This window comes from Priestia sp. SB1 (assembly GCF_038898415.1).
The window spans coordinates 62,314-74,613 of sequence record NZ_JBBJSS010000013.1 but is presented as its reverse complement, the minus strand read 5'-3'; the positions used below and the strand labels follow the sequence as shown (position 1 = coordinate 74,613).

Genomic DNA, 12,300 nt, shown 5'->3' with positions numbered 1-12,300 from the left:
TTGCATGTATTAGGCACGCCGCCAGCGTTCATCCTGAGCCAGGATCAAACTCTCCGAAGAAATGTTTGACTTGCTCAATTTAAAATAAAAATTAACGTTGACGTTTGTCGCTTTGTTCAGTTTTCAAAGTTCAATATTCCATAAAACAAGTTGTCGTTTCAACGACGCTTTATAATAATAAAACATATCAAATGAAACGTCAATAGTTTTTCTAAAAAAACATTGTTTTTTATTCTCATTGTTTTTTACACACCACGATAACAATTATTCACCAAACACGGATTGTTATACCTTACTATCCATGTTTCACTTTTTCACTTTTATTTTCTACTATGAAATTGATTCTACTAAAATATGAACGGCGTAAAAGATATAAAGTATTTATATTCTCTTTATCAGGCATACTTATAAAGAGAGGAGTAGTGAACAATATGTATTATAGTAGAAAAAATCAAGAACCTCCGGTTCAAGAAGAAACAGAAATTTGGGAATGTACGAAAGAAGAATGTAAAGGCTGGATGAGAAAAGATTTCTCTTACGATAGCCATCAGAAATGCCCCTTATGTAAAAGTCAGATGAAAACTAAAAAACGCCTTATTGATAAAATTTCCCGTAATCTTCATAAAAAATAATGTACGCCTACGATTTTAAACAGAGTAAACATTACTTATACGTAAAAACTTCATTTATATATCCATATTTACTTTCTATTTGAAGTAATAGATAGTAGGTAAATCATATTTTTCACTTACAAGACTGTAAAAAAAGACTCCTTTACAGGAGTCTTTTTTGTGATTACTTTTAATTATGCTTTGTGAACGTTAGCAGCTTGCGCTCCACGTTGACCTTGCTCAACATCAAAAGTAACCTTTTGGCCTTCTTCTAATGATTTGAAACCTTCACCTTGGATTGCGCTGAAATGTACGAATACATCGTCTCCGCCTTCAACTTCGATGAAACCGAAACCTTTTTCTGCATTAAACCATTTTACTGTACCTTCTGTCATAATTGTTGCCTCCTGCTGTGGAATGCTCCACAAATGTATTACCATTCTTGCCAAACATACTCTTTAAAGAGAAAAAACTTCTTATTAAGCTTTTCTCTTCTCAATACACCGAACAAAAATAAGTTATGTGAAGTGTACCATATAGTAAGATTAATAGTAAATAAAAAATACCAGTTTTAACAAATTTCATCTATTCACCATAAGACTTCATTATTTAACCTGCTTTATAAATAAGGGTACATTCAATCCAAAAAAACCTTTTACTTTACTGAATTACAAATAAGTCCTTGGGATATTCTATATAGCGAAGAAGGAAAACAAGTGATTGATTACAACTAATCGTTGCAAAGCTTCTTACATTTGGGATGAGGTGTCTACAGCAGGCATATTTCAGAAAACCTTATTGTAAATCGATGTATGTTTGATTCATAAGGGGATGGTAGTCATGAACGTAGTAAGAATATATATAATGGGTAGACAATAATATTCATTTATCACTATACAAATGAGGTGTTTGTCCCAGACCAAGAACGATTTCGTTCATATTATATATTTTTTAGCCCAATGCTTAAATGAGGTGTTTGTTAAAGAGAATATACTTTTTCAAGTGACTGTTTCATTAGGCAATGCAATTACGTAAATGAGGTGTTCCTTAAAGATCATATGCTGCATTAAAAGCTGATTTTCCTTCTTCACATGGCGGGGTGTATAATCGTTTACATCCCGTTTGTGTTATATGGAATATCTCAACTAATTATAAAAAAGAGGAATCATAAAACAGCTTTCGATTGCTTGCTGCTTCTCCCCCCCTTCTACAATCGTAGTATGGAAAAAGAGGACCTTTCACTCCTTCCCTTGCTCTCAAACTTTTGCTTTTTTTAACGTTCCATTTCCTGTGTTGTACTCCGTTTTTTTAGAATGTGCTCCACTATTCCGTGCAAAAAGTTTCGAAAATCTATTTTATGATTTCTATTTTTCCACTTTGTTATAATCCTTTATCCTTCACAGTACCTCCTCCTTTTTAGAATGACTTTTAAAGAAACCTTGGCAAGAAATCCTTTCTTCCTTTATCTATTTCGTCTATTTTTTTAACTGCAACTGGATCAATATTTCGTAAAAACAGATCCATGATATTCGTTCCTTTCCTGTAAATTGTGGTTCCCCACTACAAAAGAGAGAAGAGCATAAGGGGTTTTTGCCCCCACCATAGGTGTGGGGCTAGGCAGAGCCTAGCAAAACCGTGGGTACAAAGAAAGTCGCTTAATGTCCCCTTTGCGTCCCCTTTTTTTGGTGTACGTCCCTTTTGAGTCTCCTTTTAAAATCCTAATGTCCCCTTTATGTCCCCCTATTTTGGAACCATGTCCCCTTTGCGTCTCCCTATGTTTTTATATTTTATAGATAAATATTGTTGCTTTTCATTCATTTTTTCATCTTGTCACATAAAATTTTCTGCTTATATTCATGAAGCAAGATGCTTTTAGCATCAAAGTGAATCTTTTATATCCTTGTTTTCTGTTTCTCTATTCTTTTGATAAAAATTAAAGACATGTACTTTTCAAATTAAAAATTTTTCATTAATTCACTAAATAACTTTTTAAGATTTTATTATCAACCTAATATATAACTAAACAATTAGATTTTCTTTTTTCTTCTGCAAGAATCTAACTCTAATTTTTTTAAAAAAAGAGTTAATTATCACTAATTTAGAATCAATTGAATTAAAATTAACTCAACAAAAAAGAAGTTTAATTTAATTAAAATAGAGCATATCAACTTTTCTAATTAAGAGCTGTCGAATCTATATTTTTTATACCTAATTAGTAATTAATTGATTTAAATTAATTTCAATTAGGTATACACAGACTAAATGTACCAATAAAAAATGACTCTACCTAATTAATTTTCATTCAAATAAGATAACTAATCCAGACTCAATTGAGTCTGGATTAGTTAGGAATACTGGATAAAATTAAGAAATGAACATAAGTGGGAGAAAATAAAATAATGACTTAAAAAATAGATTATGTATTTATACCATGCTGAAAACTTGGTTAAATAATTAATCAGCGAATATAGTGATCAAAAGTAACAATTTATAACTGCTTAAATGTATTAACATCTTTTAACGCAGAGGAAAGATATCTAGTACCTAGAGAATTAACTAAGATTCTTCAAAAAAGAGGCTATGGTCATATTGAAGAAAAGGCAAAACACATTTTAGCGCTTCAAAAATTTATCAAATCTCTCTAGACAATGAGTGCATGAAATTAAGTATGTCTCTATGATACGAGGCGGTTGGTTTTGTTTAGCATCTTCATTAAATTCACATTAAAGAAATCGTGTACTATTTTTTCTCGTTTAATCACATCAGAATTAATCATTGAAGCACTTCAAAAAGCTTACACTGTCCAAAAGCCCTAAAAAGGTTTACCTATTCGTAACGATTTCGATTCACAATAAATAAGACATGAGTTTACTAAGCATGTCCACAAATAAGAGATAAAGCATCTTTTCAGCCAAAAAGAATGCTTTTATGATAATGCCTACATAGATATGTTTCACACCATATTACAGAAGAAGTGTATTATCTAAACAGAATCGACAGTAGTCTCAGCTATGAAAATCCTCAATAGATTGAGGATTAAATGAGAAAAACAACTTAACACATAACTTTTTTGTTCTAAATTATCAATCCAAACTTGATAGTTCAACTTAAGGTTAACCTAAAATAATCCCCGTTGCATAAAAAATATTTTAGTTGAACTTAAAATAAAATAAGTTTTACTAAATTAAATATAAATAAATAAAAGTTTAAATAAAATACAATTAAATTGTACTTAGTTGAACTTAGTTTAACTTAATTGCATTTTAATTAAACTTATTGTAATATTTTAAAAAATTATAATGGATTTGTAGTTTTTTAAAGGACTCAGTTCAAATTTAATTGAACTACATAACGTAAAATATAATAAATTTAATTCAGTTAAGTGTGAAATCTGCTAGAATAATAAAGACAAGCTTTAAAATAAGTCCAATTTAATTAGTCAGGACCAATTAAGTTAGACTTAATTGAGTTATTAAAAATATTTCATATAATAAGTTACTAACTAAGTTAGATTAATTCGTTTATGAGGGAGGTACAATTATGAGCGAAGAAACAATGGTTATTTCAGAAGTTGCTAGAAAATTTAATATAGAAAATCATCAGTTACGGGACTGGTGCGAAGTCGGGTTAGTACGACATAAAAGAATTGGAAGAATAAGATACATATTTACTGATGAAGATAAAAAAATCGAAAAGATTATTGAACTAAAGGAAAAGTTCGGAAAACATGCACCAAATGAAATGATTCGTGAAGAATTAATTAAAGCAAATTTAATGAGCGAAGAACAAACAAAAATTATTAACAAGGATTTAGAGGAAGAAGATATAAACGAAAACTCCTTTAAAGAAGCATTTCTATTGCTTGCTAAAAAAATAGAAGAAATGGATAAAAAAATGGAAAAGAAAGAACAACTAACGCTTCCATCTGAAAATTTGGCAGAAAAAAAAGATGTTATAGAAATAAAAGAACAGATGAATAAACTTGAACAAGACAATCAGCGTTTAAAAGAAGTGAATGATCAATTACTTAAAAAACTAGATTCTATCCATTCAGCTATGACCGAAATTCAAAAAGAACAAGGAAAAAGCATATGGAAAAGAATGTTCACAAAATAATAAAACAGCTTCTAATTACTGCTCAGTAATTAGAAGCTGTTTTATTATTTTTGTAGCAGTTGTCAGAGAAAGTTCTCTTAATACCTTCAACATAGATAGGATTTGCACCTCATAAAAGGTGCAAAACTAAATCTTTTGAGATATATTACTAATTCTTATTGAATTATGAGATTAATTAACGCTATAATAAAACTAACAAAAATGACCGGAATAGAAAAAAGACTTCAACTGTTTAAGACGTGTTGGTAGCACTCTTAAACCGTTCCCCCTAGCTACAGTAGGGAAAACACTTGTCGAAGTCTCTTGTTAATAGAGTTAGTTTTTCTATAAAATAAAACTTATGGTTTTATTTTATATGAAATAGCTGTCTATTTCAAGGGCTTAGTTCATCAAAATCACGACATTGTTTTCCTTTTTCCAGGGAAACAGTGTCTTTTTTTGTTCCTTAAAGGAGATAATGAACAAATGACAAAAATATTGACCTGCTATTTAAAAGATGTAGACACCTTCAACGGACGGTTTAAGTGGTTGTGGAAGAACAAATCCACACTTCGGAAAAAGAAAGAAGAGTTTTTAGAAATTATCCGTACTCATTATAAACAGAACCAATCAGCTATACATAAAGAATTTCCTAAAAAAAGAATGGAAATGCTTGATCATGTCATCTATAACCTAGTGGCTACAGGCATCCAAGCCATTCGTTCTGAAACGCTCATGAAGAAATTTAAAGTTTCTAAAAGTACGGTTTCTCGTTTTGTACGGTCGTTAAAAGCTACACCTTTTATACTTGTAGCACGTTACATTAAAGAAGATGCAACAGGTACTCATCCTGATAGCTATGTATTTATTCTTAAAAGCCATAAGAACTTTAATCACATTTGCGAAGAAATCTTTTTTGCCCATGATACAACAGGTATACAAACAGTCCAAGAAGAAGAAATGACAACTCCTGTGACGCTTCCTGTGGTGTATCCAGAAAGTGCTGAAAACGTTGATACACCAAGCCTAAAGGCCGATAAATTACCTGGTGCCTTTATTAACCTTGATTTACCTGTAAATCATATAAATAATCATTTAATGTCTGCTTCACAGTCATTTACCTATATCAAAGGTGTTCCTAAGAAAGTCAATCAAGTCTATGCAGGTAAGTATGGTCATCAACTAAAAGACTTTTATGCTCGCATTCAAAATGCTGCAAAAACGGTCAAACGAGATACAGAGATGGATATTACTAAAGGGCAAGTACATGAAATTGCGTATACATCTATTATTGGATTAGACAAATATGTACATGAAGCTAATCATAAAGGAAATTCCTTGTCCTTAGATAATATGTGCCAATTACTCTATAAAATTGCGAAGAACCAATTCTATCAGTTGGTGAATCCTAAAAATCAGGATTATTCATCAGTATATCCAACTCATGAGGAAGTTATACATAAAGAGGCGTCATCAACAAAATTGTTTATACCAAAACATATTATCCGTAAAGAAATCGTTCCTGATTGGTTAGAGGCTGAGCAGGGTCAAGAGAAGGGTACAAAAAAAGTAGAAATACCTTTAGAACAACAACTTGAAATGATTGAGTTAAAACAAGACCTAGGACAAGAACTTACACCAGAAGAAGACTGCTTGCTGCAGCAACACAGTGCTACGTACAGTTCGTTAGAAATGGCGGAACTGAAACAAGATTTAGGACAAGCATTAACACCTGAGGAGCAGAAATTGTTGCATAAACATGCTAAATTAAAGGAACCAGCTTCTTAATTTTTAAAAATAGTTAAAGCATAGCAAGGATTTTCATTATTTCTAACGTATTCAGTGTTTTAAGAGAGGACTTGGCAGGATTTGAACCTGCAAGACACCAAAGTTGTATAGTGTAATACGACTGGCTGCTCTGCCATTGAGCTACAAGTCCACACTACAAGTATGCACATAGTCTCTGGTTATATGTACGACAGAAGAAATTGTAAAAGTGAAGAAATCCCTTAGAAGCTAAATTATTATTAGGATATGTTTATTTAGAACACTATTCTAAATAATAAATAAATCTATATCTACGCAGGAGGAGCACATTATGCCACATAAAATTACGTTAACTGGATCAGCCACAGGACCACTACGAGAATACGATCGCTATGTTGCCTTTGATATGCGTGAAAAAGGGTCACCATCTGCGCCTAAAGGCTTGAAGAAGAGTACGTTTATTTCGTACACGGTATTTGTTGCAAAGAAGGCTTTTAACAAAACAGGTCTCACGAAAAAAAGTATTATGCATGAAAAAATCTTAATTCAAGGGGAACCAACATTAGACATTCCGATTGATGAATGTCCTGGTGAGGTAGGAGTGATCTGTTTCCAGATTACCGTTCTTCCGAATAAAAATGATAAAGAGAAGAATGATTCAGATGCGAAAAAAGAACTTAAGAAAGAGGCTTCTGGGCCTTCTGGAGCCCAAAAGAAAACGGAATCTACTAAACAGGAAGAGGCACAAGAACCTGTTTCTCAACCTGTAGCAAAAGAAGAGAAGAAAGCTGAAACAGTACAGACAGAAGTAAAAGAGCCGCCTGTTCAAGAGAAAAAAGTGGAGCCACAAAATAAACAGATAACAAATCAGCCAAAAGGAACACAGGATCTTCTAAACTTCGATGAAATCATCGTACCTGAAGCCTTCTTAAAAACACGTCCAAACCCTGAAAAAACACAAAAGGTCATTGATTTTGTGAAGCGCACAGGACGACTGGATGAGCCATTAACGATTGAAAAAGGATCGAACGTCTTAAAAGATGGCTATCGTCGTTATGTGGTGGCCAAAACCGTGAAAATGGGTAAGGTTCCGGTTGTTTACGAATATCAAAAGTAAGAATGATGGGCTTCTTCCTATGATTCGTTAACCGATATATCAACAATTATTTTAAACTAAAACATGATAAGGAGAAGCCTATATGAAAACATCAACACCTTTTCCAGGGTGTCAAAAACCTATTACAATTGAGCATTTTGAAGATTTCTCAAGCCCTTTTACAATGAAATGCCCACATTGCCGAGCAAAATTAAAAGAAACGAAGATGACGCCTTGGTTATTGTTACTAGCTGTTATTATCGTTCCATTATTGATTTACTTAGGTATTACGATAAAAAGCTTTCTAGCCGGACATTTTCCTGTGGTGGAAAAGGTGCCTACTATGATTGTCTTTATTGCTTTTTGTTACCCAGTGTATGCTCTATACGAGGCTTATAATGCTGTTATCATTTTTAATAAGGGGAATTTGCAACTAAAGAACCCTCAATAATTTTTTAACTTGTGATATAAGTATCTCTTTTTCCTTTATCACCCGATGAAGGAAAAGAGGGCATAGTAAGAATCTGAAGATTAGTACACTTATGTGGATAAATTAAGAATATTTTATATTTTTTACCTCTCACTGTATTCATGTTACCATCATGTGAGGAGCTACTTAGATCGATAAAGTAGTAATTTATAAGAAGGGAAGAAATATAAAATGGATCAAGTAATAAAACCAGCAGGATTTTGGATACGCCTGTTAGGAAACTTATTAGATGGCATTATTGTCAGTATCCCTTTGGGACTTATTGGTTTTCTTATTACAGGAAATTTTGATGGTGACGACCCTGTTACTTCAATTATAGGATTTATCTATGCAGTTGCTGTACCTATTTTATGGTACGGGTATACTATAGGAAAACGAATTGTTGGAGTTAGAATTGTTAAAGTCAATGGAAAGAAACTTGGAGTCGGAGCAATGCTATTACGAGTTCTTGTAGCTGGTATCGTTTATGGTCTTACATTAGGTATCGCGCTAATTGTGAGTGTATTCATGGTAGTTTTCCGTAAGGATAAGAGAAGTCTCCATGACATGATGGCAGGTACATATGTTACATACGCAAAACCTGATGAAATGGATAAAGACGTCCAACTATAAGATAATCATTAATTTGTAATAGGTGTAAATGTACTTTTTACCTGTTTATATACAGGGTGCAGACAGGAAATAGATGTTTGATAGAATAAAGGTGGAAGTTAAACCTTTATTTCATTACACTACCCGATATCCTTTGTTTCTAAGCTAATATCCGGGACTGTTTGGAAGAAGCATATACGTATGAGTATATGCTTCTTTTCTGTATATCTTCCTTTAGTTTATATGCACTAAAGGCAATGGATTGGGACGAGACTAACTTATAAACGTGTAAATGTTTTTTGCGATTAATTTGCTTTTTTATAAATTCATTAATCATATTCACAACAAAGACCGCCCATTATGTATCAGTGTATAAGGCGGTCTTAACTGTATTCATGCTATATGATTATGACAAAAGTATCGACATTATTCTATAGAACTATATAAAAATATTGTACCATTTACTTTATTGTATGCAGAGAAGACTCCCAAGTTTCCGTTTTTTATAAATAAAGTTCTTTTTTTTTCGTAATAATTGAATATTTTTCGTAAATTAAGTCAAGCCTTTATAAAAAGGAGGCTTTTATTATGTGGAGTCGTGGAAAAAAAAGAAGCAAGTTGGGGAGATTTCTAGATAAGAATGGTTATACTCAAACAGAGTTAAGTAAATTGACAAAACTTAATAAAAGTACAGTTAGCAAGCTTTGTACGGATGCTAATTATGTTCCTTCGGGTACTACAATAAAAAAAGTTATGAAAGCTCTTAGAATGCTAGATTCTAATTTAAAACCGGATGATTTTTTTGATATATAACAAAGTACAGCATATATTTCTTTACTTATTATCCTCCATATTTAACGAGAATGATCCTTTATTTGAGAATAGAAGGTCATTATTGCATTCCTGCCTGTCAGATAGTCAACCCTCGAAAGGTGACATTTCTATTGTTATCCACCATATATGTGTTTTAAACTTCTATAAAAATTTTAGTTAATATAATACCTGTTATCAGTACAAAAAAAGAAGACCACTATACAAATAGTCGTCTTCTTTTTTTATTTGTCCATTATCCTTTCATGTTTGTATAAAAGCAAGCCTCTAAAATCATTTTTAAAAGCTCTATATTGTTCATATCCTTACTGGGAAACTAGCTGAAACAAGTACTACAAGAAGGAGAATGAATGAAACCATTAATAGTGACCAAAGCCCTTAGTTTATGTTTGATATTAGGAATGGCCACCTATTGATTTAGATAAAGCTCTTCATATTTTTCCTTTTATATACAGACTATCATTGCCGTAGGAATGGGCTATTTTATGATTAGTTATTTATCTGTTTTTGAATTAAATCTCATATATTTAGTGTCTTGAAATTAATTCACTCATTAACCTGTTTAAAGCTATGCCGACGATATCATGCTCTGTATAATCTTTTGTAATATGTAGATGTCTTCTTTCTTTTTTCTTTAACAACCTTTTAATCTCATTACACAAATGGATTTGAGAATCTAACAGCTTTATCTCTTGTATACCGTGAATCTGTTTAGACATGAAATCAGCCCCTTTATGATTTCTTAAGGAATTATTCCATTTTTAAGAGTGAAAATCCTTTTATTTTTGTAAACGGTTACCAAATTATATTCCTTATTAATATATTTTAAAAATAGTTCTGATATAAAAATATGTTTTGCTCTCTTAGTGTGTTAATGTAAGGGAATAACAAGCAAATCATTTGGTCTCTTGGTGCCTGGAATTTTCAAACACACAATGGGAAGGAGTACATCTATTTATGAATATAATTGAAATAAAAAAAATGCTTCGTACTCTGATTCAATATGAAAATACAACCATTACCCATGTTATACCTGAACTCATTGAACTAGTTTATTCTAAAGGAACTCAAAGTTTTCACTTGACCACACTTGCTGATGGAATTGTTTCCCCGTATTACGACATAGAAAGTGCTTCAGAAGCTTTATATATAATCTTAAATCCTATAGAAGAGAACCTCTAAAAAGGCTCTCTCCTTTTTCAGAGTTTAAAAATTTAATTGGCATAAAGCGTATTCCTAGAAAGTTTGCGCTTAATTATTAGTAAAAACTGATTTGTTTACTCAGCTTCAACAAATTTAAACCTTTTTGCCTCATTCGTTCCATCAGTTACAAGCCATTTTTTTGATCCCTTTTCGAAATAGGTCCAATAATGAGGGTCAATTTGTCCAGCTTGGTACACACAAAAAGCATCATTACTGGAAATACCAAAAAAGCTAGTAGTATCGCTCACGTGCCATGTACTTGCATTTTCCTTTGTATCAAGATATATCCAACTCTTTCCCGATCTGGTGAAGTAAGTGTAGTTATCCCAATGAGAACTAGTCATTTTTATTCTGTATGATGCATTTCCTGCATCTTCAAATTTTATTTTAGTTCCATTTCCATTAACTTCTCGAACATAATCATAGTTTGCATATACTTCGTAACTTAACCCTTTTCCTGAATGTTGATCAACGAGATAATACGATTTATTTACATCTAGTATCATTTTTTTTCCTACTTTCTTTACTAAGAATAATTTGGATGAAAAAAATAACATAATATGTTTTTTTTGCCTATATAGGTAGTTTACAATACATTTTTTAGTTTAAAAAATGTATATTATATACATTTTTCGATTAACATAACCACTCTTCTCATACATATTACTAAAAAGATTCATTGAGAGTTAACGGTTCTTGGACGTTATTAAAATTGTAGTATGCAGCTTTTTATGCATTGATGATAATATAAGGTTTATGTTAAATTAATTTTGATTCCACCAGAAGAAGCTGGCGGCCTTACTCTTGCTTCTTTTGTTTGTTTTGAAGAACTTTTGTATTTCTCCATTAATTCATGAATGCTGGCTACTTGTATAATGCGTATGTGGTTAGAAGTAACAGCATACCGAACAGGTGTAATCAAAATGACAGAAGGGAAGATGGCTGATCGATCTTCTGGCTGCCAATGCAATGCTTTCCATTCATCCGAAAAGAAAAACTCCTCATATAAATTAATCTTATCCTGCATTTTCTTTTCGGAATACTGATTACGTTGTATTTCAATCCAAAAAGGAGACCCTTTAAAAATACAAAACAGATCCGGTTCAACCCCTCCTTTTCGCCCGGTGGGCTTATCTTTATAAATTCTAATAATAACTCTTTACACATTTGTATTCTTGAATCAAAGATATTAATGTACTCCTCTTTATTATCCTTGAATGAAGCAGACATAGCTTTAACTTCTTCATATACCATAATAAGAGCCGGATGAGCGTATTTGAGGTTTTCACCAACAGAATTTATGATTTTCTCAAATAAGGGATCTGGTCTTAACAATTTTTCTTCGTATTCTTTTTCATTATACTCTTCGCCTTCACTTTCCATAATTTCCTTAATCTCTATACATGATGCTTTATCAGCTTCAGCTTCGATATAATCTATTATTGTAAAAATCACTGGTGAATACAAATGTTGAAGACATTCTCTTTCATATTTCTTCTTTTCCCTTCTGTTTGTGAGAATATGAGAAACGATTTGTGCTGTTGAAGCAGCCCCAAAAGACCCCATAATTGTAATTGCTGTTGTCCATTCCATCAGTCTATTTTCTCCTAATATTA

The 12,300-nt window shown here is 31.9% G+C and carries 13 protein-coding genes, 1 tRNA gene and 1 rRNA gene; 8 read left to right on the top strand and 7 right to left on the bottom strand.

The window, feature by feature from the left end:
- Positions 1-60, bottom strand: a 16S ribosomal RNA gene (locus WKH56_RS32325); the annotation flags it as partial.
- Between the two features lie 371 nt (positions 61-431).
- Between WKH56_RS32325 and WKH56_RS32320 the strand changes: the two genes are divergently transcribed.
- Complete coding sequence (locus tag WKH56_RS32320) at positions 432-632, top strand: cold-shock protein (protein ID WP_074684491.1); 201 nt, start codon at positions 432-434, stop codon at positions 630-632.
- A gap of 173 nt (positions 633-805) precedes the next feature.
- Here the strand turns inward: WKH56_RS32320 and WKH56_RS32315 are convergent, their stop codons facing one another.
- A complete protein-coding gene (locus WKH56_RS32315; RefSeq protein ID WP_074684490.1) occupies positions 806-1,006 on the bottom strand; it encodes a cold-shock protein in 201 nt (66 codons plus the stop codon).
- Between the two features lie 3,145 nt (positions 1,007-4,151).
- Between WKH56_RS32315 and WKH56_RS32310 the strand changes: the two genes are divergently transcribed.
- The gene (locus WKH56_RS32310; protein WP_034655621.1) at positions 4,152-4,727 is read left to right on the top strand and encodes a MerR family transcriptional regulator; all 576 of its coding nucleotides are present in this window, start codon (positions 4,152-4,154) and stop codon (positions 4,725-4,727) included.
- Between the two features lie 465 nt (positions 4,728-5,192).
- Complete coding sequence (locus WKH56_RS32305) at positions 5,193-6,494, top strand: replication protein (protein WP_342837493.1); 1,302 nt, start codon at positions 5,193-5,195, stop codon at positions 6,492-6,494.
- 66 nt (positions 6,495-6,560) lie between these two features.
- On the opposite strand, the gene WKH56_RS32300 is transcribed toward WKH56_RS32305, so the two are convergent.
- Positions 6,561-6,645: transfer RNA gene (locus tag WKH56_RS32300), tRNA-OTHER, on the bottom strand.
- A 159-nt stretch (positions 6,646-6,804) separates the two neighbouring features.
- Between WKH56_RS32300 and WKH56_RS32295 the strand changes: the two genes are divergently transcribed.
- The 4 genes from WKH56_RS32295 to WKH56_RS32280 all read left to right on the top strand — a co-directional run bounded on the left by WKH56_RS32295 (position 6,805) and on the right by WKH56_RS32280 (position 9,463).
- Entirely contained in the window at positions 6,805-7,590 is a 786-nt protein-coding gene (locus tag WKH56_RS32295) for a ParB N-terminal domain-containing protein (RefSeq protein ID WP_342837491.1), read from the top strand.
- An 82-nt stretch (positions 7,591-7,672) separates the two neighbouring features.
- The gene (locus tag WKH56_RS32290) at positions 7,673-8,020 is read left to right on the top strand and encodes a hypothetical protein (RefSeq protein WP_342837489.1); all 348 of its coding nucleotides are present in this window, start codon (positions 7,673-7,675) and stop codon (positions 8,018-8,020) included.
- 210 nt (positions 8,021-8,230) lie between these two features.
- Positions 8,231-8,671: an RDD family protein gene (locus tag WKH56_RS32285; RefSeq protein ID WP_342837488.1), complete on the top strand. Its 441-nt coding sequence runs from the start codon at positions 8,231-8,233 to the stop codon at positions 8,669-8,671.
- Between the two features lie 567 nt (positions 8,672-9,238).
- A complete protein-coding gene (locus tag WKH56_RS32280; protein WP_342837487.1) occupies positions 9,239-9,463 on the top strand; it encodes a helix-turn-helix domain-containing protein in 225 nt (74 codons plus the stop codon).
- 545 nt (positions 9,464-10,008) lie between these two features.
- Here WKH56_RS32280 and WKH56_RS32275 read toward each other — a convergent pair.
- Positions 10,009-10,200: a hypothetical protein gene (locus WKH56_RS32275; protein WP_342837485.1), complete on the bottom strand. Its 192-nt coding sequence runs from the start codon at positions 10,198-10,200 to the stop codon at positions 10,009-10,011.
- 238 nt (positions 10,201-10,438) lie between these two features.
- Between WKH56_RS32275 and WKH56_RS32270 the strand changes: the two genes are divergently transcribed.
- Complete coding sequence (locus WKH56_RS32270; protein ID WP_342837483.1) at positions 10,439-10,663, top strand: hypothetical protein; 225 nt, start codon at positions 10,439-10,441, stop codon at positions 10,661-10,663.
- A gap of 95 nt (positions 10,664-10,758) precedes the next feature.
- Here WKH56_RS32270 and WKH56_RS32265 read toward each other — a convergent pair whose 3' ends face one another.
- The 3 genes from WKH56_RS32265 to WKH56_RS32255 form a co-directional block, all read right to left on the bottom strand.
- Positions 10,759-11,190, bottom strand: coding sequence for a hypothetical protein (locus tag WKH56_RS32265; RefSeq protein WP_342837482.1), 432 nt, complete (start codon positions 11,188-11,190; stop codon positions 10,759-10,761).
- Positions 11,191-11,438: 248 nt separating this feature from the next.
- Positions 11,439-11,606, bottom strand: coding sequence for a hypothetical protein (locus tag WKH56_RS32260; RefSeq protein ID WP_342837481.1), 168 nt, complete (start codon positions 11,604-11,606; stop codon positions 11,439-11,441).
- Positions 11,603-12,277 carry a hypothetical protein gene (locus tag WKH56_RS32255; RefSeq protein WP_342837480.1) on the bottom strand — a complete coding sequence of 225 codons (675 nt, stop codon included), beginning with the start codon at positions 12,275-12,277 and terminating at the stop codon, positions 11,603-11,605. The genes WKH56_RS32260 and WKH56_RS32255 overlap by 4 nt, the downstream gene beginning before the upstream one ends.
- Positions 12,278-12,300: the final 23 nt, after the last annotated feature.